At 69.2% G+C, this 22546-nt stretch carries 16 protein-coding genes; 10 read left to right on the plus strand and 6 right to left on the minus strand.

Annotation, left to right across the window (positions count from 1 at the left end):
- Position 1: 1 nt before the first annotated feature.
- From BWO91_RS02130 to BWO91_RS02140, 3 genes are all read right to left on the minus strand, one after another.
- Positions 2–2866 carry a hypothetical protein gene (locus tag BWO91_RS02130; protein ID WP_079000938.1) on the minus strand — a complete coding sequence of 955 codons (2865 nt, stop codon included), beginning with the start codon at positions 2864–2866 and terminating at the stop codon, positions 2–4.
- A gap of 50 nt (positions 2867–2916) precedes the next feature.
- Positions 2917–3576 (minus strand): HEAT repeat domain-containing protein, encoded by a 660-nt coding sequence (locus tag BWO91_RS02135; protein ID WP_079000940.1) that lies wholly within the window; start codon positions 3574–3576, stop codon positions 2917–2919.
- A gap of 85 nt (positions 3577–3661) precedes the next feature.
- A complete protein-coding gene (locus tag BWO91_RS02140) occupies positions 3662–6199 on the minus strand; it encodes a glycoside hydrolase family 2 protein (protein ID WP_079000942.1) in 2538 nt (845 codons plus the stop codon).
- Positions 6200–6368: 169 nt separating this feature from the next.
- Here BWO91_RS02140 and BWO91_RS02145 point away from each other — a divergent pair, with 169 nt between their 5' ends.
- The 6 genes from BWO91_RS02145 to manD are packed head-to-tail and all read left to right on the plus strand — an operon-like array spanning position 6369 to position 13732.
- Positions 6369–7634 (plus strand): ABC transporter substrate-binding protein, encoded by a 1266-nt coding sequence (locus tag BWO91_RS02145; protein ID WP_167620425.1) that lies wholly within the window; start codon positions 6369–6371, stop codon positions 7632–7634.
- 8 nt (positions 7635–7642) lie between these two features.
- A complete protein-coding gene (locus tag BWO91_RS02150) occupies positions 7643–8536 on the plus strand; it encodes a carbohydrate ABC transporter permease (RefSeq protein ID WP_197479073.1) in 894 nt (297 codons plus the stop codon).
- 28 nt (positions 8537–8564) lie between these two features.
- Positions 8565–9446, plus strand: a complete 882-nt coding sequence (locus tag BWO91_RS02155; protein ID WP_240555646.1) for a carbohydrate ABC transporter permease — start codon at positions 8565–8567, stop codon at positions 9444–9446.
- Positions 9443–10507 carry a LacI family DNA-binding transcriptional regulator gene (locus BWO91_RS02160; RefSeq protein ID WP_064295943.1) on the plus strand — a complete coding sequence of 355 codons (1065 nt, stop codon included), beginning with the start codon at positions 9443–9445 and terminating at the stop codon, positions 10505–10507. The genes BWO91_RS02155 and BWO91_RS02160 overlap by 4 nt, the downstream gene beginning before the upstream one ends.
- Before the next feature lie 37 nt (positions 10508–10544).
- A complete protein-coding gene (locus BWO91_RS02165) occupies positions 10545–12497 on the plus strand; it encodes a cellulase family glycosylhydrolase (protein ID WP_079000948.1) in 1953 nt (650 codons plus the stop codon).
- Complete coding sequence (manD, locus tag BWO91_RS02170) at positions 12494–13732, plus strand: D-mannonate dehydratase ManD (protein WP_079000950.1); 1239 nt, start codon at positions 12494–12496, stop codon at positions 13730–13732. Before BWO91_RS02165 ends, manD begins: the two co-directional genes overlap by 4 nt.
- 16 nt (positions 13733–13748) lie before the next feature.
- Here manD and BWO91_RS02175 read toward each other — a convergent pair whose 3' ends face one another.
- Positions 13749–14474: a FadR/GntR family transcriptional regulator gene (locus BWO91_RS02175; protein WP_064295946.1), complete on the minus strand. Its 726-nt coding sequence runs from the start codon at positions 14472–14474 to the stop codon at positions 13749–13751.
- Between the two features lie 208 nt (positions 14475–14682).
- Here BWO91_RS02175 and BWO91_RS02180 point away from each other — a divergent pair, with 208 nt between their 5' ends.
- From BWO91_RS02180 to BWO91_RS02195, 4 genes are read left to right on the plus strand one after another with little or no spacing between them, the layout of a single operon-like run.
- Positions 14683–16194, plus strand: coding sequence for a carboxylesterase/lipase family protein (locus tag BWO91_RS02180; protein WP_167620426.1), 1512 nt, complete (start codon positions 14683–14685; stop codon positions 16192–16194).
- Positions 16195–16245: 51 nt separating this feature from the next.
- Positions 16246–17946, plus strand: coding sequence for an extracellular solute-binding protein (locus BWO91_RS02185; RefSeq protein ID WP_079000953.1), 1701 nt, complete (start codon positions 16246–16248; stop codon positions 17944–17946).
- A 4-nt stretch (positions 17947–17950) separates the two neighbouring features.
- A complete protein-coding gene (locus tag BWO91_RS02190) occupies positions 17951–18928 on the plus strand; it encodes an ABC transporter permease (protein WP_064295949.1) in 978 nt (325 codons plus the stop codon).
- 5 nt (positions 18929–18933) lie between these two features.
- Positions 18934–19902: a carbohydrate ABC transporter permease gene (locus tag BWO91_RS02195; RefSeq protein WP_079003796.1), complete on the plus strand. Its 969-nt coding sequence runs from the start codon at positions 18934–18936 to the stop codon at positions 19900–19902.
- Between the two features lie 87 nt (positions 19903–19989).
- On the opposite strand, the gene BWO91_RS02200 is transcribed toward BWO91_RS02195, so the two are convergent.
- Both BWO91_RS02200 and BWO91_RS02205 read right to left on the minus strand, forming a co-directional pair.
- Positions 19990–21222: a multidrug effflux MFS transporter gene (locus BWO91_RS02200; protein ID WP_079000954.1), complete on the minus strand. Its 1233-nt coding sequence runs from the start codon at positions 21220–21222 to the stop codon at positions 19990–19992.
- Positions 21223–21262: 40 nt separating this feature from the next.
- The gene (locus tag BWO91_RS02205; RefSeq protein WP_079000955.1) at positions 21263–22456 is read right to left on the minus strand and encodes an ROK family transcriptional regulator; all 1194 of its coding nucleotides are present in this window, start codon (positions 22454–22456) and stop codon (positions 21263–21265) included.
- Between the last annotated feature and the right edge of the window lie 90 nt (positions 22457–22546).

The raw sequence follows: 22546 nt of genomic DNA on the forward strand, positions 1-22546 counted from the left end.
GTCAGCGGCGGCTTCGGAATCGTCGGGCGACGAACCACCAGACGAGCATCGACAGGACACCTGCGCCGAGCGCAGCGAGGAGGAGCCCACCGAACGGATCGTCGGCGGGGATGCCGTTCAGCATCCGGACGCCCACCACCAGGGCGGCGATCATGGCGGACGGGGCCAGCCAGCGCACAGCGTCACGCGCCGTGCCAGGCGTGCCCTCGATGCCTCGACTGCGGCGTCGCACCGCGCCGGCGACGCCCAGCACCGCGCCGAGGACCGCGAGCACCGACAGCGTGATCGCCACGAGCCCCGGCCACAGCACCGCCAGCCGAGCGGTCATCGGTGCTCCAGCATCGACGCCCGCAACCGTCCCGGCCGGGAGGTCGAGGACGACACCGAGGTCGTCACCCCGGACGTCGAGCGGCCATCGACCGTCGCTGTCAGGCTCGAGCTCGACGGTCGCCGTCGCCCGGCCGGTGTCGCCCGGGTCAGCCGACGGCAGCCACCTCCCGGCATCCGCGGGGGTCCACCCGGCGTCGACGGCGTCGTCGAGGAGCTCGCGGTCGGCGCTGAAGGACAGTCGGAACGGGCCTTGCCGCACGTCCTCGTCCCAGGCGACGCCGCTCGTCCAGCCGTCGAGGAGCGCGACCCAGTTGACCCGGTCGACGTCCAGGCCGTCGACGGTCGCGGCGACGGCCGGCCTCGTGGACGTCGTCTCGATCACGACGTCGTGCAGACCGGTGCGCACGTCCTCGAAGGTCGTCCGGAGCAGCAGCCGACCGTCCTCGAGTTCCGTCGTGAACGGCGCGTCCTCGCCGTCGATCGTCACGCCGTCGACCGTGAGGCCCAGGTCCTGACCGTCGACGACCGCGGGCCACTCGCGCACCACCTGACCGGGCACCGCACCCTCGTCGGAGAAGTCCACGCCGAGGCGTTCGGTGACGCGCAGTCGCGCACCGTCGCCGTCGGTCCTCGTGAGCTCCGCGTCGAGGTCGGCCGTCGCGATCGTCGTGAGGGTCGATCCGGGGATGTCACCCGTGTAGGAACGGGGTGTCTCGGGCTCCAGCGACGGCGCCGGGAGGACGCTCACCGCGACGATCGCGCCGACGACGAGGAGCACGGCGAGCACCCGAACGGCGATCCGTGGCGCGGTCAGGAAGCCCGTTCTCGACCCGTCGGCGCGCGAGGCGAGATCGGCAGCGGCCGCCGGCATCGTGATCTCCGGGGCGATCAGGGCCGCAACCCGCCTGCCGGTCGTCCGAGGTGGAGCGCCGAGCACGGCGTAGGGCAGGAGCCTGTCGCGCAGGCTGGCGCGATCGAGCAGCTGCGTCCGCTGGGCGAACACGCGAATGCCGAGCAGGTGCTGCTTGAGGAGCGCCCCCTTGCGGGTGAGCGGCCGGGCGGTCAGGGCGATCGCGAGCACGACGACGGCGAAGACGGTCGAGAGGACGACGAAGGCGAGCGGCCACCACACCACTGCGAGCACGGCCTGGTGTGAGAGCTGCCGGACGATGCCCCACTGGAGGAGGGTCAGCGCGAGCGGCGCGGCGATGAACCAGTCGCGGACGAAGCCCGTCGGCACGCGACGCAGGCCGTCGCGCACCTGCCCGGCGCGTTCCGGCCCGGTCAGGTACCGACGCAGGGCCCGGGGTCGGTCGCCCAGACGGCCGGCCCGCTTGGCGGCGCCCGCCGCCGCGACGAGACGCGCCTGTCGCTTCGCCTGCTGCTTCGTGCCGCTGATCGCGGCGTCCTTGAGGCGTTCGGCGAGCTCCATCGTCGCGGGTGACCGGAGGAGATGCGCCGCGGTGCGGGGCGAGACGCCGTCCGGCGGTTCCGACTGCGCGAGGTACCACGGACGTCCGCGGGCATCACCCCACGCGACCGCACGGGCCGCGAACGACAGCAGAAGCGTCGCCGCGAGGACGAGCATCGGCAGGACAGGCCCGAAGGTCTGGACCCAGAAGATCCAGGACTGCGGTGGCATCGTGATCGAGCCCGCCTCGAACGGCATGGTGAAGCGCGCCTGCGCATGCGGCGGGGCCGCGTCGTCGCTCGTGAAGGCGTAGGCCACCTCGCCGGGTGGGGCGTCCGGCTCCGGGGTCAGCCACTGCCCGGCGCCCACGAGGGTCCACGCGAGCGAGCCTCGGGGCTGCCGGACGAGACGGTCGTCGAGGTCCTGCGGGATGGTCACCCGGACGTCGAGCTTCGCCACGGCCTGCTGCAGATCGGGGCCGAACACGTCCCACCGGAGCAGGTCGACTGGCTGCCCGGTGGCGGGGTCCGGAGCGACGTATGCGAGATCGGAGAGCTGGTACCGGATGACGAGTTCGTGGTCGCCCGTGAGCTGCTCGCCGGGGTCGACGACGAGGCGGAGGAAGACCGCGGCGCGTTCCCTGCGAACGTCCTGCTCCACGCCGTCCAGCGTCACCGAGATCATGGACGGGTCGAGGGCGTGCCCTTGGTACTCGGCGGCGAGCACCCGCTCGATGGTGCGGTCGTCGAGGTCCGTCGGGAAGAACGCATCGATGCGCTCCTCGACCTCCGTGACGAGCCGACCGTCGTCGTCCATCGTGACGCGGTAGTCGGCGTCGAAGGAACGAGCGATCCAGGTGTCGGTGACGTCGGACGCCTCGTCGGTGAGGTCGTCGAGGGTGAGGGGAGGGTTGATGACCGGGCCGACCAGGAGGATGAGCCCGCCGACGGCGACGAGGCCCCAGAACTGCCACAGCACCCTGCGGAGGCGGGAGCCGCCACGTGACTGCAACCACCGCTCGACGCGCAACAGCCAGGCGGACAGGACGGTCCACAGTGGCGTGTGCCGTGGTGCGGGGTCCGGGATGCGGAGGTCGGGTTCGCCCGTCCCGCCCGATCCACTCACGTCGTCGAGTGTAATCGGGTGGTGGGAGATGGCTGTCCGTCGATCGCGTGTCAGTCCCGCGAGCGCAGGGCGTGCTGGGCCTCCTGCATCGCCTCGTCGAAGTCGACTTCGGGGTCGCGGAGGATCCGGGCGGTCGCGCGAGCGTGTGCACGGGCCTCCCGGCCGAATGCCTCGGACACGGCCGTGTGTTCGACGGGTTCGAGCGAGGGCTCACCGATCGTGGTGAACGCACGCGTGAGGCTGAGCTGCACCTCGCGGTCGCCGCGGCCGAACTGCCTCGTCAGCAGCTCGGCGAGCGCCGACGCCTCCCGCTCCGGGACGACCCCTGCGGCGGTGCGCCACGCGGCTCGGGCGACCTGATCCTCCTCGTCCTCGAGCAGCGCCAGGGTGATGGCCGACCAGGTGCGTGGGTCTCCGGTCTTGGAGAGGGTGTGCAGCGCCTGGCTGCGTGCCTGTGGGAAGACCGACCCGAGTTCCTCCATCAGGCGAGGGACGGTCACCTCGGGGTCGTGTCGCACGAGCGCCCAGGTGAGCATGTCGCGCACGAAGAAGTCGGGCTCGACGGCGCAGCGGTCGACGAGGACCTCGGTGTAGGCGGTCCTCGGGGTGGTGCCCGCGGCGAGTGCGGCCTGCAGTCGGTCCGAGGGAACGGGTGCACTGAGGGCGATCGCCAGACCGTTCGCTGCAGCGGCGTCGTACTCCTGGCTCATTGAGCGACCTCCCAGAGCTGTGTCGGTTCGATTCCAGCCTAGGTGCGGGAGCCCGCCCGAGGTCCCTCAAGTGGGCTCCCGCACGTCAGCTCGCAGCCGGTCCAGAGGTCGCGATCTCGTCGGGCCGCACGGCCGCCACACCGGCGACCTGCGCACCGGGACCGCTGCGCGAGCGGGCGAGGACGTCGTTGAGGTTGGCCACCACCCAGGGGTCGCCGTCCGCGTCAGGGAGCCGCAACGCTGCACTCCCCGAGGCGAACAGCCGCACGATCTTCACATCGCCGGGCAGCATGGTGAAGAACCCTTCGGCGTCGCAGGACACGGCCCCGGCGCGGTCTGGCTGGATGAGGACGTCCTTGACGAGCGAGGTTGCGGTGAGTCGGTACTCGTCGTGGTCGTCGAAGCGGGTCACGGCCACGTCCAGGGCCCCCGGGATGAGCTCGAAGTCCCGATCCTCCACGCCGTACCACCAGGCGCGCTGACCGGAGCTCGCCGCCTCGACCACCGCGAACTCCCGTTTCGGATGGGTCCAGCTCGTGAGCCTCGCCGGCAGGTCGACGATCGCGACGCTGTTCGCCTCGACGGTGACGGGGAGCGTGTGACGGTCCAGGGCGGTGCCGGACAGGCTCATCCGCCGGACGACGAACTCGTCCGACCACGGCTCGAGCGTCTGGTTCGCGACGACGAGCACCGGGCGTCCGTCCCGTGGCTGTACGCTGATCGTCCGGGGCGCGAAGGACTGCTGGAGCGCTGTGTACATCGGCTTCGGTCGCCCCGCCGAATCGATCACCGACCAGGACACCGCGGGCCAGCAGTCGTTCAACTGCCACAGCACGGCTCCCGCGGTGTCGGGCCACCTCGAGCGCCAGTGGTCGATCGCCGTCTGGTTCGCGCGGCACTGGTTGAGGCTCGCGAGGAAGTGCCAGCTCGCCAGATCCGCCGCACCGCCGAAGTGGCGCTCGATCGATTCGCCGATGAGCGCGTTCCCATTGACCATCCGCTGACGGTGCGTGAACTCCGGGGCCTCGGGTGACGCGGGAACGCCGCCGATCGCGTCGACCAGGGTGGTCCAGGTGGCCGGCCCCTGGTTGCCGAACTCGGACACGTAGCGCGGCGCGGTGTTCCGGTAGGCGAGGTAGTCGTCCTTCGTCCACGCGTGGACGCTGCCGTACCGCGGGTCGTTGGGATGCCGTTCCTCGGAACCGGACCACGGGCTGCCCGCCGTGTACGGCCGGAACGGGTCGAGCTCGGCCACGAGCCGGGGCAGGAGGTCGAGGTAGTACCCGCGGCCCCACGTCCGATCGCCGATGAGCGGCTTCCAGTTCCAGTTCTCGTGCCCGAGGAAGTTCTCGTTGTTGCCGTTCCAGACCACGATCGACGGGTGCGGCGACAACCGGTCCAGGTTGTCCCTGACCTCGGCCTCGACCTCACCGGCGAGGGGATCCTCCTCGGGGTACGCGGCGCAGGCGAAGAGGAAGTCCTGCCAGACGAGGAGCCCCAGCTCGTCGCAGCGCTCGTAGAAGTGCCGGTCCTCGAAGACGCCGCCACCCCACACCCGGACGAGGTCGACGTTGGCCGCGCGGGCCTGCCCGAGGCGCTCGTCGAGCTGCTCGGGGGTGACGCGCGCCAGGAGGAGGTCGTCGGGGATCCAGTTCACCCCGCGCGCGAACAGCGGTACGTCGTTCACGACGAGGGTGAACGCGCGCCCGTGATCGTCCTCGGTCTCGTCGATGCGGACCGAGCGGAACCCGATCCGGTGGTGCCGCTCGTCGAGCAGACGGTCACCTTCCCACAGCCGGAAGGTCAGCTCGGACAGACGCGGTTCGCCGTAGCCGTGTGGCCACCAGACGGCCGGCTCGTCGATGCGGATCGTCTCGCGCAGCTCGTCGACGTCGATCCGCAGCGTGCGGGTGGTGCGTCGTCCGTCGGACGTCACCGTGATCTCCGCGTCCAGTGGCCGGCCGGCGCCGGTCGAGGTCCGTTCGAGCTCAACGGCGAGTTCCACGACACCGACGCCGTGCGTCAGCGTCGTCTGCGGGCGGAACCCCGCGATGCGGGCGGTGGACCAGGCCTCGAGCCGGGGTTCTCGCCAGATGCCCGCCGTCGCCAGGACCGGTCCCCAGTCCCAGCCGTAACTGCAGGCCATCTTGCGGACGTACTGGAAGGTCGTTCCGGTCGCGTTCGGCAGTGCCGGCGCCAGCTCCCGCGCGGCCGCGTCCGAGAACTCCTGCGCCGACGCGAAGTCCACCGTGAGCTCGCGGTCGTCGGGACCGATGAGGTCGGTCACGTCGAATCGGTACCGCCGATGCATGTTGCGGGTCCTGCCGACGACCGTGTCGCCCACGGTGATCGTGGCGAGGGTGTCGAGCCCGTCGAACACGAGGTCGACCCGCTCGGCGTCGGTTGTCAGCGCCAACGGGCGACGGTAACGCCACGATCGCCGTCCGACCCAGAGGGCGTCGATCTCGTGCAGGCCGAGCAGCGGGTCGTCGATCAGCCCGTTGGCGAGAAGGTCCTGGTGGACGCTTCCCGGGACGACCGCGGGGACCGGAGCGACCTCGTTCCGTCGCGGGTGCTTCCCGACCTCGAGCAGCCAGTGATCTCGCAGCGGGACGGTGTCCACGGATGCCTCCAGATTGCTTAAGAATTAAGTAAACAGGTCTATTGCCCCTTCATAACTGGAGACAACGAGCTTAAACGTATCATTGACTTCGCCGATCCGGCACGGTAGCGTCTCGTTCCCGAGAGGCGTCTCGACCCGCGACGCCCCGACCCCCATGGCAAGGAAGCACATGAAGAGCACACGCAGCGTTGCTGTCGCCCTCACCACAGCGGCGATCCTCGGCGCCTCACTCACCGCGTGCAGCGGCGGCGGAGCCGAGATCGACCCCAAGACGGTGACCGTTCTGTCCAACGTGTCCAAGAACACCGCGAGCGGTAGGGCGTTCTTCGCCCTCTTCGACCAGTTCAAGCAGGACACCGGGATCTCCGTCGAGGTCATCGAGCAGGGCGACGACACGAACCAGGTGTACGAGACCACGCTCGCCGGTGGCCGCGAGGCACAACTCGTCCTCACCAACCGCTACCAGAATCTCGACTGGTTGCAGAACGGGAGCGTCGTCGACGCCAAGCCGTACGCCGACGAGTGGGGCATCACCGACAGGCTCAAGCCGGACGCGGTCGACGCCTGGTCCGACGCCGACGGCGGGCTCATGGGCATCCCGCTGAACGGCTACACGTGGCCGGTCATGTACAACACCGAGCTGCTCCAGCAAGCGGGCTTCGACGCACCACCCACGACGACGGACGAGCTCCTGCAGCTCGCGAGCGCCCTGCGGGTGAAGGGAATCACGCCCTGGGCGATCGGTGGCTCCGACTGGAGCGGCGAGAAACTCTTCGCGCAGATCGCGCAGACGCACGTCAGTGCCGACGAGGCCGCCCAGCTCTTCACGAAGGGCGGCTGGTGTGACTCCGACGCGGCCAAGCAGGGCATCGACGACTTCGTCGCACTCCGCGACGGCGGCGTCTTCGTCGACAAGGCGGAGGGGTACACCGTGGACCTCGCCCAGACCGACTTCTACACCGGCAAGGCGGCGATCTACTCCGACGCGTCATGGGGCTTCGGCAACGTCCCCGAGGAGATCAAGCCGAACGTCGTCATCGGCGGAGTACCGGTGCCGGCCGACTCCGATTTCACCGGCCCCTCCTACTACTCGGAGTTCGGGAGCGGGCTCTGGATCAGCCCGAACGGTGAGAAGAACCTCGACGCCGTCGGCAAGCTCGTCACCTTCCTGCTCTCCGACGAGGCACAGGAGCGGCTCGTCGCAGAGGCCTCGCTCGTCTCACCCCTGACGACCGACTTCTCCGCGGCCGCGACCGACCCGCTCCTGCAGCAGGCGCTCGGGCTGAGCGACACCGGCCAGCGTGCCGTCCTGCCGGACGACTACGTCGCCGACACCGCCACCACCACCTGGGCGAAGGCGACCGCAGGAGCCTACGCGGAGTCGGCGAGCACCTCGGACATCTGCGCGGCCCTCGACGCCGCGCTCGCCGAATGACCCGCGTGATGCCTGGCACCACCCCCTCGGTCCGGCCTTCCCGGCCGGACCGAGGGCTCACCATCCTCGGGATGCCGGCCCTCGTCTGGTACCTCTTCTTCATGATCGCGCCGATCATCGCGATGTTCGGCATCAGCTTCCTGCGCTGGCCGAAGATCATCGCGCCGAGCGAGGTCATCGGCTTCGACAACTACGCGGCGCTCGTGCAGGATCCGACGTTCTGGGCGGCAGCCGGCAACACCGCCGTGCAGCTGATCGTCGTGATCCCGGTGATGATCCCGCTGGCGTTCATGCTCGCCTATTATCTGCAGCAGAGTCCCCGCGGGCACCAGTTCCTGTCGATCATCTTCTTCACGCCCGGGCTCATCTCCCTGTCGGTGAAGGCCATGATGTTCTTCGCCATCCTGGCCCCCAACGGCGCACTCAACGGGTTCCTCAGCGGCATCGGAGCGGACGCCGCCACCACGGCGTGGCTCGCCGACCCGAAGACGGCACTCGCGTGCATCATCGCCATCGACCTGTGGAACGGGATCGGGTACACGGCCATCCTGATGAACGCGCGACTCGCGGGCGTCCCCCGGGAGGTCTACGAAGCGGCGGCCCTCGACGGTGCCGGGCACTGGAAGATGATGTGGCGCATCGCGTACCCGATCACGAAGGACTACGTCGGCACGATGGTGATGCTTCAGTTCATCTGGACGCTCTTCAACTCGGCCCCCGTGGTGTTGCTCTTGACGCAGGGCGGGCCGGGAACCGCCTCGACCACGCTGTCCTACTTCGTCTACGACCTCGCCTTCCAGTCGAGCCAGGTGGGATACAGCCAGGCCGCCTCGGTCGTGCTCTTCCTCGTCGGGCTCGTCGGGATGCTCGTCATCCGTCGCACCATCCGAGCAAACTACTGAACGGACCCCGACTGTGACCTCTTCTACTGTGACCGCTTCGACACAGGCCATCGTGCAGGCATCCCGTCCGAGTCGACGCCGCCAGCCCCACGGGCGGTCGAGCCTCTGGGTGGGCGGCATCTTCGCCTGGGTGTACGCCGCGCTCCTGATCATCCCCATCTACTACCTGCTCATCAGCTCGGTCAAGGACAACACCGAGATCTTCGGCGACCCGTTCGGAATCCCGCAGCAGTGGCTCTTCGAGAACTACCTCGGCGCCTGGACGAGCGTCGACCTCGGTCAGGCGCTCGTGAACTCCGTGCTCATCACCGCCGTCTCGCTCGTCCTCACCCTCGTGCTCGCGATCCCGGCTGCGTATTCCATCGCCAGGAGTCGCGGTCGGATCGGCGTCATCGTGGAACGGGTGTTCGCCGCAGGGTTCCTCATCCCGCAGTTCGCCGCGCTCGTCCCGACGGTCATCCTCTCCTTCTGGTTGTCGCTCTACGGTACGAAGGAGTTCCTGATGCTCTTCTTCCCGGCCACCGCCCTCCCGATCTCGGTGGTCCTCCTCACGCAGTTCATCCGGGCCATCCCGTACGAACTGGAGGAGAGCGCCCAGATGGACGGGGCGAACCGGTTCTCGATCATCCTGCGACTCATCATCCCGATGGCCGCGCCGGGCATCGTCACGGTGACCATCCTCAACTTCCTCGCGGTCTGGAACGAGTACCTCTTCTCCCTGCTCATCCTCGCGCCGGCTCCCGAGAACCGCACGATCCAGGTCGCGCTGCCGCTGCTCACGAGCCAGCAGAGCCCGCAGTACGGCCAGCTCGCCGCCGGCATCGTGATTACGCTGCTACCGGTTTACTTGGTCTACGCGGTCCTGTATCGACGGATGCAGGACGCCCTCGTGGATGGAGCGCTCAAATGACCGGTGGACCCGACGAACCGACCAAGGCCAGGGTGCGATCCCGGGCACCTCGACCGACGATGCACGACGTGGCGACCGCGGCGGGGGTGTCCGTCGGGGCCGTCTCCTACGCCTTGAACGGACGACCCGGGGTGTCGGAGACGACCCGCGCGAGAGTCCTCGCGATCGCGGCCGAACTCGGATGGGCCGCGAACCAGGCCGCGCGCAGTCTGCGGGGTGGCGGCACCAACACGGTCGGCCTCGTCATCGCGAGACCGGCTGAGACCCTCGGCGTCGAGACCTACTACATGCAGCTCATCGCCGGTCTCGAGGAGACCCTCGCGGCCAACGACTTCGACCTGCTGCTCCGAGTGGTCGCCGACGTCGACGCGGAGGCGCGCATCTACCGGGGATGGGGTGCATCGGAACGCGTCGACGGGATCATCGTCGTCGATCCGCGGACCGAGGACCCCCGCCTCGAGGTCGTCGTCGAGACGGGCCTGCGAGCGGTCGTCCTCGGTGACGCTCCGGACCGACCGGAGGTGTCCTCCGTCGTGGTCGACCACGGAGGGGCCACCGCGGACGCCGTCCGCTACCTGCAGGCCATCGGCCACCGGCGCATCACCCGGGTCGCGGGTCCCGAGCACCTCCGCCACGTCTCGGCACGCGACCGGGCGTTCGAGGACACCGCACACGAACTCGGCGTGGAGTCGTCGATCATCCGGACGGACTTCACCGCCGAGAGCGGTGCGTCGGCGACGCGGAGGATCCTCGCGCGGGCGGACCGCCCGACTGCGGTCATCTACGACAACGACGTGATGGCCGCTGCGGCGCTGCCGGTCGCCGCCGAGTTCTCACTCGCCGTTCCGCACGACCTCAGCATCCTGTCCTGGGAGGACTCGATGCTCTGCCAGCTGGCGACACCGCCGATCACCGCGATCCGGCGAGACGTCCGGGCATTCGGGGCGCTCGTCGCCGAAGCGCTCCTCGACCAGATCCGCACCGGTCGCCCGGTGCGCCTCGACGCCGCCCGCCCCGAACTCCTCCCGCGGGCGTCCACCGCCCCGCGAACCCTTCCGTGACCACGACGTCACGGAAGACGATCCAGAAGGAACCCTCATGAAACGACACTCCGCGAAACTCCCGACCCCGGACGGCGTCGACGCCCTGATCGGCGTCAACTACTGGTCACGCACCGGTGGTCCGCTCATGTGGCGGGACTACGACGGCGAGGTCGTCGCGCAGGAGCTCGAGCAGCTCCGCGCCCACGGCATCACGCACACGCGGAGCTTCCTGTACTGGCCGGACTTCCACCCGGAGCCCGATCGCCTGTCCGAGGAGATGCTCGCCCACTTCGCCGACTTCCTGCAGCGGCACACCGACGCGGGGATGTGGACGATCCCCACCTTCCTCGTCGGGCACATGTCCGCGCAGAACTGGGATCCGGCGTGGCGCGACGGGCGCGACGTCTTCTCCGACGTCTGGTTCGTCGGGCGCCAGGCCTGGTACATCCGCGAGGTGGTCTCCCGCTTCACCGAGCACCCCGCGATCGACGGGTGGCTGCTGACGAACGAGGTGCCGATCTACGCGGACTGGCGTTCACGCGGCATCGACACCATCGACGCCGAGGCGGTCACCGCCTGGGCACAGCTGCTGATCGACGCGGTGCGGGCCGGCGGCGGGACCCAGCCGGTGTCCGTCGGCGAGGGCGCCTGGGGCGTCGAGATCACCGGGAACGACAACGGCTTCCGGGTCCGTGAGCTCGAGCCGCTGATCGACTTCTTCGGTCCGCACGTCTACCGCATGGAGGACGACCCGGTCCGGCAGCACCTCGGAGCCGCCTTCATCTGCGAACTGCTGGACCTCGGCGGCAAGCCCGTCGTCATGGAGGAGTTCGGCGTCACGTCCGACTACGTGGACGACGAGAACGCGGCGCACTACTACCGCCAGGTCCTCCACGCGACCCTGCTCGGCGGCGCCACCGCCTGGATCCCGTGGAACAACGTCGACTACGACGCGTTCTCGGATCGCGAGCCCTACTCACACCACCCGTTCGAGATGCACTTCGGTCTCGTCACCGACCAGGGGGTCCCGAAGGCGCAGCTCCTCGAGGTCCGCGACTTCGCGGCCACCCTCTCGGAGCTCGACTTCCGGGGGCTCGAACGACCTGACACCCGCATCGGCCTGCTCGTGTCCTCTTTCCTCGAGTCGCCCTACGCCTTCACCGCCCGCGAGGACGGCCCGACCGTGTTCCAGGTGTCACGGCAGGCCTACGTCTCCGCCCGCACCGCCGACCTGCCCGTCGGCGTCGTCCGAGAACTGGACGGGCTCCCGGCGGACCTCGACCTCATCATCGTCCCGTCGACGAAGGCGCTCCTCGCACCCACCTGGGCGGAGCTCGAGCGCCGGGCGGCCGCCGGTGCCACCGTGTACGCCTCCTACTTCAACGGTATGCACGCGAATCAGCGCGGATCGTGGTGGCCGAAGCTCGACGACCTGTTCGGTGTCCGCAAACGCCTGCGCTACGGACTCATCGAACCCGTCCTCGACGAGACCGTCGCGCTCGAGTTCCAGACGGACTTCGGCGGCATCGCCCGCGGCACCTCCCTCGCCTTCCACGTCGGAGGCACGGTCGACGGCCGCTCGCACCTGCCCGTCGAACCGGTCGACGCCGAGGTCATCGCGACCGATCGGGACGGTCGGCCGGCGCTGCTCCGACGACGGGTCGGCAGCGGGTCGATGATCCTGTCCACCTACCCGGTCGAGTACTTCGCCTCGGCCGTGCCGCGGGTCAACCCCGAGCCGACCTGGGAGCTCTACGCGGCGCTCGCCGCGGAAGCCGGCGTAACACCGTCGGTCCGGGTCGACGACGCGCTCGTGATGACCGGTGAGATGACCCACCGCGACGGTCGTCGATTCGTCTGGTTCATCAGTCAGAGCGACGAGACCCGCACGGTCGAGCCGGTCTCCGACGGCGGACTGGTGGACCGCGTCGACGGATCCTCCGTCACCACCGTGACCCTGCCACCGTTCGGGGTGGAGATCGTCGAGTACCGGGAGCAGCGCGCATGATCATCGACAAGGCTGAGGTCATCGTCACGAGTCCGGATCGGAACTTCGTGACGTTGAAGCTGACGACGGATGACGGTCTGACGGGCTTGGGGGACGCGACGTTGAACGGGCGCGAGTTGGCGGTGGTGGCGTATCTGTCCGAGCACGTGGTGCCGTTGTTGCTGGGGCGTGATGCGTCGCGGATCGAGGACACGTGGCAGTTCCTGTATCGGTCGGCGTATTGGCGTCGGGGTCCGGTGACGATGGCTGCGGTCGCGGCGGTCGATATGGCGTTGTGGGACATCAAGGGCAAGGCTGCGGGCATGCCGGTGTATCAGTTGCTGGGCGGTGCGTCGCGGACGGGGCTGCTCGCCTATGGGCATGCGTCGGGGAAGAGCAACGAGGAGTTGTTCGACAGTGTGCGCGAGCATCAGGCGCAGGGGTATAAGGCCATCCGGATCCAGACGGCGGTGCCGGGGCTGCAGTCGATCTACGGCATCGCCTCGAACGCCACCTTCGAGGGCAACACGGGTGTCCGCTACGACCACGAGCCGGCGCAGCGTGGCGGCCTGCCGAACGAGGAGGACTGGGACACGAGGTCGTATCTGCGGCATCTGCCGACGGTGTTCGAGGCGGTGCGGAACGAGTTCGGTCCGGAGTTGCCGTTGCTGCATGACGGGCATCACCGGATGACGCCGATCCAGGCCGCGAAGCTCGGCAAGAGCCTGGAACCCTACGACCTGTTCTGGTTGGAGGACTGCACGCCGGCGGAGAACCCGGAGGCGTTGCGGCTGGTGCGGCAGCACACGACGACGCCGTTGGCGATCGGGGAGATCTTCAACACGGTGTGGGACTACCAGCAGATCATCCGCGAGCAGCTGATCGACTATGTGCGTGGTGCGGTGACGCACATGGGTGGGATCTCGCATCTGAAGAAGACGTTGGACTATGCGGCGCAGTACCAGATCAAGTCGGGCATGCACGGGCCGACGGACATCTCGCCGGTCGGCATGGCGGCCGCGATGCACCTGGGGTTGGCGATCCACAACTTCGGCATCCAGGAGTACATGAAGCACGGAGCGAAGACCGACGCCGTGTTCGAGCAGTCGTACACATGGGAGGACGGCATGCTGCACCCGGGGGACCAGCCCGGCCTGGGTGTCGAGTTGAACGTGGACGAGGCGGGCAAGTACCCGTATCAGCGGGCGTACCTGCCCTACAACCGTCTCGCCGACGGAACCGTCCACGACTGGTAACCCCGGCGACGCCCCGTCAGCGGAGGCCGAGGAGCGCAGCGACGCGGTGGCGCAGTCCGGCCCGGACGAGCCGGGCGTGCTCCCGCGCCGCCGTCCGGGCCTCGTCGACCTGACCGGTGGCGATCGCCTCGAACAGTTGCTCGTGGACGGCGAGCGAGTCCTGGGCCGCTTCGTCGCGGACCAACCTGCCGCCGTATGCGGAGCGCTGCGTCGAGACCAGGGCGCTCTCGATGCCGTCGAGCAGGAAGGAGAGCACCTCGCTGCCGGCCGCGTCGACGAGCGCCGCGTGGAATTCGCCGTTGGCGACGCCGAGGGCGTCGCCGGATTCGGCACTCCGCATCCGATCGAGGGCGGATCGGGCCGAGTCGACCGCGTGCGAGGCCGACGGGGAGGATTGCTCGGCCGCCCGCTGCGCGACGAACTCGTCGAGGAAGTCCCTGATCTGCGCGAGCTCGATCAGACGCTGGGGATCGCGGCGGACCAGGGCGCCGAGCTGGATGCCGAGCACCTCGCTGGTCGGCCGGGTCACCGTGCCGCGGCGCCCACGGCCCAACTCGATGAGCCCTCGGCCGCTCAGGACCTTCAACACCTCTCGGACCGTGGCGCGGCTGATCCCGTAGCGCTCGGAGAGTTCGGATTCGCTCGGGAGCTTCGCGCCGAACTCGAACTCGTCGGCGAGTTCCCGCTGCAAGTCGTCGGCGATGTCCTCGACCCGAGACTCGGTCCCTCCGGTGTGATCCATGCCGTGAAGGTATCAGACAACTTTTGGCCCGAGTGAGTAGCTGGACAAAGGTGTCAGACATCTTTTGGCGTGTTTGGGGCGTCATTCGGCGATTTTTCGGCCAAGCACCTTGATTTAGTCGGGCTACTTGGAGAATCTTCCCGAGGAGTTGCTTGACAACTTTGACCGCTGGGCGGAGGATCGATCCATCAACGACGATGGGAGTCAGGTGTTCGAGTACGTCACATCACTGGGCCGGGTGCGCGGCGAGCGGATCGACACCCCGGACGGCGCGGCGGTCGCGGTCCTCGGGCTCCCGACCGCTCGGGTCGCAGCCCGGTTCCAGCCGGCGGTACGGCCGGACGGTTGGCGCGGTGTCCGCGCAAGCGCTCAAGGCCCGATCGCCTGGCAGGACGCGGGGCGGGCCGGAGGGGCACCGATGAGCGAGGCCGACAGCCTCACAGCGAACGTCTGGCTCCCCGGTGAACGCGTCGACACCCCTCGACCGGTCCTCGTCTGGGTCCACGGCGGCGCGCACCTCTACGGCTCGAACGCGCACCCGCTGTGCGACGGTGCCCGCCTCGCCGCGGCGCACGGGATCATCGTGGTGTCGATCGCGTACCGGCTCGGCGCACTCGGCTCGCTCCGCCTCGACCACCTGCTCGGCCCGGAGTATGTGGACGCCGGCAACCTGGCGCTCCGCGACACGCTCGCCGGCGTCCAGTGGGTGCATGACGAGATCGCGGCCTTCGGGGGCGATCCCGCACGCATCACCGTCATGGGGCAGTCCGCCGGCGGCGTGGCCGTCGCCACGTTGCTCGCCGAGAGCTCCGGCGACTCTCCCTTCCGTCGGGTGATCATCGAGAGCGCGACGGCCGAGCGGGTGCACACGCTCGACGAAGCGGCCGAGGTGACCGATGAACTGCTGGTGGAGCTGGCCGGCTCGGACGCCGACCCTGGCGAGCTGCTGCGCACCGGTCCGGCCGAGCTCGTCGCCGCCCAGGAACGGATGGTCGATCGGTGGCGTGCGACCCGGCGGGGGCCCGGCATCCCCTTCCGGCCCGTCATCGACGGGCGCTTCGTCCACGATGTACCGCTGCGGTCGATCGCAGCCGGCGCCGGCGCCCACATCGACGCGATCATCGGAACGAACCGGAACGAGGCGAGCGGATACGTCGACCTGCTCCGCCTCGCGCCTGCGGAGGCCCTGGCCACGCTCGACCGCGAACTCCAGGCCGACGGCCGAGGCGGAACCGCCGACGCCTATCTGGCTGCCTGCGCTGCGGACGACGGGCGGGTGCTCGATCCGGTCGAGGCACTGGAATCGTACGTCTCCGACCGGCTCTACCGACGGCCGGTGAGCCGTCTGCTCGACGCGCGTTCCGGTGCGGAAGGGAACACCTTCGGCTACCTCTTCGCCTGGAGCCGACCGGACACGCCCACGTGGGCCCGCCGCTCCGGTCACTCGCTCGAGCTGCCGTTCGTGTTCCGACACCTCGACGACAGCGCCGCGGCCAGGGAGGAGCTCGGCGCCGAACCGCCGTTCGAGCTCAGCGAGCGGATGAGCGCGGGATGGGCGGCGTTCGTCGCCGCGGGGGACCCGTCCTCCCCGGATGCCGCGTGGCCGGCGTACGGTCCCGAGCGCTCCACCCGCGTCCTCGACCGTCGGAGCCGGACCGTCCATGACCCCTTCGCCGCCCGTCGGCGCTTCACCGAAGCCTCCCCAGTGCTCGCCGCCTGATACCTCGACACAACCGTTCCAGCGACACATCAGCTTCAGAGGAGAAGACAGATGTCACACACGAACCCCCTGCACGACGTCCAGCTCACCCGCCGCACCGCGCTCGGCCTCGGTATCGGCGGTCTCGCCGCCATGGCCCTCGCGGCGTGCTCGCCGGGTGGCGCGAGCACCCAGGCCGCGCGATCCGAGCTCCTGCTGCCCACGTTCCGAGCGCAGCGCGCCGCGGACGCCACCGCCATCGTGAGCCAGGTTGCCGGGGTGCAACCGGTCTACACCTCGTACCCCGCGAGCTACTGGACCAGTGTCGCCGCGGCGCCGGGCCGGGGCGGCGAGTTGAAGACGTTCCAGATGCTGTACTTCTCGCCACCCGCACCACTCGAGTCGAACCCGTTCTGGCAGGAGCTCAACAAGCGGATCAACGCCGACTTCAAGCCGAGCTACGCCTCCGGCGACAACTACGACGCGAAGGTCGCGACGACGCTCGCGGGCGGCACGCTGCCGGACATCATGTACCTCCGAGACGAGGTCCCGGCGGTGCAGCAGGCGATCCAGGCCGGTGCATTCGCCGACCTGTCCGACGCGCTGGGCGGCGACGCCGTCCTCGAGTACCCGAACCTGGCGAACCTCGAGACCCATGCGTGGCGGAACTCGGCGAAGGGCAACCGCATCATGGGCGTCCCGCGCACGAGCCCCCGCGTGACGGCCTGCCCGGTCATCCGCACCGACCTCATGGAGGCGGTCGGTGTGACCGGTCAGCCGGCCGACGCGGCGGCGTTCGCGGACGTCCTGGCGGAGATCGCGAAGCTCGGCGAACACGCCGGCCGTCGCGTGTGGGCGGTCGGTGGCCTCGGCACGGGTCAGATCCAACTGCTGTCGCGCTGGATGTTCGGCGCGGGCGCGGACTGGACGCTCGGCTCCGGCGGCTCGCTCGTCAACACGATCGAGACCGACGAATTCGAGGCAACCATGGAGTACCTGGCCGATCTGTGGAAGCGGAACGTGTTCCACCCCGACGCGATCGCGCTCGGATCCGACTCCCAGCGCAGCAAGGAGAAGCAGCTCTGGCTCGAGGGCCAGATCGCCTTCGAACTCGACGACCCGGCCTGGCTCTCCTCGCAAGGCATGCTGCAGGTCGAGGAGTCGACGAGTGGCGCCCGCGTCGGGTACCTGACCCCGCCCGGCCACGACGGCGGGGACATCGTCGTACAGGCGGGACCGGGCTACGGTGGCTTCGACGGGATCTCCGCCTCCGCGGCCAAGGACCCGAAGCGCCTGGCGGAGCTGTTGCGGTTCCTCGACTGGTGGGCTGCGCCGTTCGGCACCGAGGAGAACCTGTTCATCGGCGGTTCCGGTCTGGAGGGCTACAACTACACCTTCGGGCCGGGCAAGCAGATCGTCTCGACGGGAGACGCGACCGCCCTCGCCAACCTCCAGGGCCTCAAATGGCTGGGCGTCACCGCACCGCCGTACATCATGCTGAACAACGAGAACGCCGGGCGCGCCGAAGGGCTCGTCGCGCAGATGGAGTACCTCACGAAGGCCGCCGTCGACAGCCCGGTCGTCGGCCTGACGTCCACCACTCAGACGAGCCGTGGGGCCCAGCTGACCCAGATCAACGACGACTACCGCAAAAAGATCGTCTCGGGCAAGCTCTCGGTCTCCGCGATCAAGGACTGGCGGTCCGACTGGCGGAAAGCCGGTGGCGACCAGGTCAAGGCCGATTACCGCAAGCTCCTCGACGAACGGAAGTGACGTCATGACGCAGCTGCAGACCAGGTCGGCGCGCTCCGCCGCCCGCGATCGTCGTCGAGAGGACGCGGCCCGCCGGCACCGCACCCCGCTCGGGACCCGGATGCGTCGCGAGTGGCGGATGTACGCGCTCATCCTGCCCGGGCTCCTGTTCTTCGTGCTCTTCGCCTACGTCCCGATCCTCGGCAACGTCGTCGCCTTCCAGGCGTTCTCGCCGTTCCTGGGGATCGAGGGCTCACCGTGGGTGGGCTTCGACAACTTCGTCCGCATCGTCAGCGACCCGGAGGTCGTTCGGGCAGTGGTCAACACGATCCAGATCGCCGTCCTCCAGATCGTCTTCTCCTTCCCTGCACCGATCCTGCTCGCCCTCCTCCTCAACAGCCTGTTGTCGTCCCGCGTGAAGCGGGTCGTGCAGTCGATCGTCTACCTGCCGCACTTCATCTCCTGGGTGATCGTGATCTCCATCTGGCAGCAGATCCTCGGCGGCGCCGGACCGGTCGCCGGGCTGTTCGAGTCCCTCGGCGTCGACGGCGTGAACATCATGTCGAATCCGGACACCTTCAAGCTCCTCGTGACCTCGCAGGTCATCTGGAAGGACATCGGCTGGGGGACCATCATCTTCTTCGCGGCGATCGCGGCGATCCCGCAGGAACTCTACGAGGCCGCGGCGGTGGACGGCGCGAAGCCGTGGCGGCAGACGTGGCACGTGACCCTACCGGGGCTCGTCCCGGTGATCTCGCTGCTGCTGGTCCTGACCGTCGGCAACGTGCTGACCGTCGGGTTCGAGCAGCTGCTCCTGCAACAACCGATCGTCGGCGCGGATGCTGCGCAGGTCATCGACACCTTCGTGTACTTCCGAGGCGTGGTCGGAGGCGACTGGGGGATCTCCGCAGCCGCAGGACTCATCAAGGGCGTCATCGGCACGCTCCTCGTGCTGGGCGCGAACCGTCTGGCGAAACGAATGGGAACGGAGGGGGTCCTGTGACCACCATGACAGCACCGGAGACGCCGACGTCGCCGATGGCATCGGAAGCCGCGGGCAGCGCTCGCCCACCGCGGACCAAACGTCGGCGACGCGGTCCCGCGAGCGACCGACCGGCGTGGATGGGGCGCCCCTCCGTCCCCGTTCAGGCGCTCAAAGCCCTCGTCATCGGCTTCATCGTCCTGGTGATGCTGTACCCGTTCGTCTACATCATCGCGATGAGCTTCGCCTCGAAGGACGCGCAGACGAGCGGCTTCCTGCCGACCTCGTTCTCGCTGGACGCGTACCAGGCGATCCTCGCCGGCGACATCGTCACGCGTTCGCTGCTCATCTCGGCCTTCGTGACGATCGTCGGGACGGCGCTCTCGCTCACCTGCACCGTGATGTTGGCCTACGGGCTCAGCCGCACCAGGCAGGTCCCCGGCTCGCGTGCGATTCTGCTCCTCGTCGTGTTCACCATGTTCTTCGGTGCCGGGATCATCCCCAACTACCTGCTGATGAAGAACCTCGGCCTGTTGAACACCCTGTGGTCGCTCATCCTCCCTGGCCTGATCTCGGCGTTCAACATGGTGGTCGTGCGCAACTTCTTCATGAGCATCCCGGCGAGTCTCATCGAGTCCGCGCGCATCGACGGCGCGAGCGACTTCCGGATCCTCTGGAAGATCGTCCTGCCACTGTCGCGCCCCGTGCTCGCGGTCGTCGGGCTCTTCGCCGCCGTCGGGTACTGGAACAGCTACTTCAGTGCGCTGCTCTACATCAACGACTCGAGCCTGTGGCCGGTGCAGGTCGTGCTGAACCAGTACGTCATCCAGGGGTCCGTCCTCACCGACATCATCGGTTCGGACGTCCCGACACCACCGTCCCAGTCGGTGCAGATGGCGGTCGTGGTCCTCGCGACCCTGCCGATCCTGATCGTCTACCCGTTCATCCAGCGCCACTTCACGAAGGGCATGCTGACCGGCGCGATCAAGGGGTGATTCCCTGATCCGATTCCGAACGGACCGCGACACCCCGGACCCTCCTGGTCCGGGGTGTCGTTTCGTGGTGTGCTGTAGCCGTGCGCCTCAGTCGATGGGGTCGAGTCGTCCCGGCCGGACGACGACCCACAGGATGACGATCGCGGCGAGCTGGCCGACCACCATGACCGCGGCCACGGGTGCGGCGCTCGTCACCCCGATGAACCCGGCGATCGGGGTGGCGAGCGCGCCGAAGCCCTGCCGGGTGGCGTTCAGGAGACTCGCCGCGGTGCCGGCGTCGCCGCCGTGGCGGGCGAGCGCGAGGGTCTGGATGCAGGGGGTGTTCACACCGAGGAAGAAGGTGAACGCCCAGAGGAACACCATGATGCTCACGAGCGGCCCGACGGGCAGGAGCCCGATCAGGAGCAGCCCGATGGCGGAGAGCCCGAGACCGGCGGTGGACAGCATGACGATGCGGCGAGGTTCGATGCGATGGGCGATGCGGACCCCGAGTTGCGTGCCGAGGAGCATCATGAGCGCGTGCGAGGCGAAGACGAGACCGTACTGCAGTTCGCTGAGCCCGTAGACCCGTTGGAACAGGAACGAGGAGGCCGCGAGATAGCTGTACATGCCGGCCCACGCCAGTGAGGTCACGAGCACGAGCCCGACGAAGGGTCGGTCGGAGCCCACCCGCCGCATCGCCGAGGCGCGAGCGCGCAGTCCTCCGGGGTGCCGGCGTTCCGGAGGGAGCGTCTCGCCGATGAGGACGAGCACGAGCAGCCCGATGGCGAGTCCGTATCCGGCGAGGGAGGCGAAGACGCCCCGCCACTCCATGACCTCCAGCAACAGCGACCCGAACAGTGGCCCGACGGCGATGGCCATCCCCGAAATGAGCGACATCGACGCCAGCATGCGCATCATCGACAACCCGGAGTAGAGGTCGCGCACGATGGCGAGCGCGATGACGCCCGTCGCGGCCGACGCCGCGCCCTGGAGCACGCGAGCGGCCACCAACATCTCGACCGAGGGCGCGAGGGCGCAGGCGATCGAGGCGGCGACGTGGACGACGGTGGCGATGAGCATCGGCTGGCGCCGACCGACTGCGTCGCTCCAGGGGCCGGCGAAGAACTGTCCGAAGACCATGCCGATCATCGCGCCCGTGAAGGTGAACTGGATCGACGGCTCCGAGACGCCGAACGTGCCCGCGATCTGCGGGAAGGCCGGCAGGTAGATGTCGATCGTGAAGGTGCTGAGTGTCTGCAGCAGTCCCAGCGCGATGACGTACGCGATCCGTCGGCGTGCGAAGTCGTCGGCCGCCGGTGCCGCGTCGCCCGCGCTCATCGCCGGTGTCCCGTCGAGGACACCGGTCGGATCGCGCGGCTCATGCGGTCGCTTCGCGGGCGGTGAACCCGAGTGGGTCCCGGAGGAGCGCGGCGAACGCGACGTCGCTCGCCCCCGCGAGGAGCTGGCTCTCGCCGAGCCGCGGTTCGACGAGGCGGGCCGGGCTGCGCAGCGCGGAGATGGTCTCGTCCGAGAGTCGCCGTCGGATCGCGCCGTCGCCCTGGGCGAGCAGCAGACTGAAGAAGCCGCCCATGACGACGATCTCGGGGTCGTAGATGTTGGTGATGACCCGGATCGCGGTCGCGACGTACTCCAGCTGCCGGTCGAGGGCGCCGGCGGTCCGGGCGGCGGATCCCTCGGCGAGCGCGGCACGGAGGTCCGCGAGCGCGACCGAGGCGGCACCGGTGGCCGCGGCGATGGCGTGCGAGGAGACGACGGTCGTGAGACAGCCGACGTTGCCGCAACTGCACACCGGTCCGTCGGGGGCGACGAGCAGATGGCCGAGGCGGGCGACGCCACCGTTCGCGCCTTGCAGGATCCGGCCGTCGACGAGAGCCGCCGCCCCGATCCCGCCGGGGCCGCCGTAGAGGTAGACGGCGTCGTCGGTGTCACGGGCCGCGCCCCAGTGTCGTTCAGCGGCGAGCCCGACGGCGGCGTCGAAGGCGACCCGGGAGGGGATACCGGTCGCGTCCTGCAACAGCGAGCCGAACGGCACGTTCCGCCACCGCAGGTGCGGCGCGTAGACCACGTCTTCGCCGGTCTTGTCGACGCGGCCCGGGGTGGCAGCGCAGAGCGCGACCAGGCGGGAGTCCGGTAGGGCCGCATGCAGCTCGCCGACGGCTTCGGCGGTCATCACGGCTGCCTCGTTCGGGGTGACCACCCGCTCGCTCGGACGGAAGGTCTGCGCGACGATCCGCCCGCCGAGGGCGCAGAGGGCCACTCGGACCCCGTCGACGTCGGGGTTCACGGACACCGCGAGGAACCGATCCGTGGGGACGACGACGGGGGAGGGGCGCCCGACCCGGGTCGCCGGGGGAGCGGCCTCCTGGCGGACGACGCCGGCGAGTTCGAGGTCGGAGATGACGGTCGCCACCGACGAGCGGGAGAGACCGGTGCGCCTGGTGATCTCCGCTCTGGAGAGGCCACCGTCGCCGTGGACGAGTGCGAGGACGGCGGACACGTTCCGCCGTCGGATGTCCTCGAGGGTGTGCCCGGAGGGGGTTCCGATGCTCATTGGGTCCTCTCGACGGGGTTCCTCCGCGACCGATGCGGAGCGAGCTGATAAGTTCTAGTCTTGCACAAATGCAACGCGATCGAGGAGACC

Origin of the sequence: Plantibacter flavus (assembly GCF_002024505.1) — a bacterium.
Lineage (GTDB): Bacteria > Actinomycetota > Actinomycetes > Actinomycetales > Microbacteriaceae > Plantibacter > Plantibacter flavus_A.

Excerpts from the sequence above, each read along its gene's own strand:
- BWO91_RS02135 (WP_079000940.1), bottom strand. The coding sequence starts at position 3,576 with ATGAGCCAGGAGTACGACGCCGCTGCAGCGAACGGTCTGGCGATCGCC.
- BWO91_RS02145 (WP_167620425.1), top strand. The coding sequence starts at position 6,369 with ATGAAGAGCACACGCAGCGTTGCTGTCGCCCTCACCACAGCGGCGATC.
- BWO91_RS02150 (WP_197479073.1), top strand. The coding sequence starts at position 7,643 with ATGCCTGGCACCACCCCCTCGGTCCGGCCTTCCCGGCCGGACCGAGGG.
- BWO91_RS02160 (WP_064295943.1), top strand. The coding sequence starts at position 9,443 with ATGACCGGTGGACCCGACGAACCGACCAAGGCCAGGGTGCGATCCCGG.
- BWO91_RS02165 (WP_079000948.1), top strand. The coding sequence starts at position 10,545 with ATGAAACGACACTCCGCGAAACTCCCGACCCCGGACGGCGTCGACGCC.
- manD (WP_079000950.1), top strand. The coding sequence starts at position 12,494 with ATGATCATCGACAAGGCTGAGGTCATCGTCACGAGTCCGGATCGGAAC.
- BWO91_RS02175 (WP_064295946.1), bottom strand. The coding sequence starts at position 14,474 with ATGGATCACACCGGAGGGACCGAGTCTCGGGTCGAGGACATCGCCGAC.
- BWO91_RS02185 (WP_079000953.1), top strand. The coding sequence starts at position 16,246 with ATGTCACACACGAACCCCCTGCACGACGTCCAGCTCACCCGCCGCACC.
- BWO91_RS02190 (WP_064295949.1), top strand. The coding sequence starts at position 17,951 with ATGACGCAGCTGCAGACCAGGTCGGCGCGCTCCGCCGCCCGCGATCGT.
- BWO91_RS02195 (WP_079003796.1), top strand. The coding sequence starts at position 18,934 with ATGACAGCACCGGAGACGCCGACGTCGCCGATGGCATCGGAAGCCGCG.
- BWO91_RS02200 (WP_079000954.1), bottom strand. The coding sequence starts at position 21,222 with ATGAGCGCGGGCGACGCGGCACCGGCGGCCGACGACTTCGCACGCCGA.
- BWO91_RS02205 (WP_079000955.1), bottom strand. The coding sequence starts at position 22,456 with ATGAGCATCGGAACCCCCTCCGGGCACACCCTCGAGGACATCCGACGG.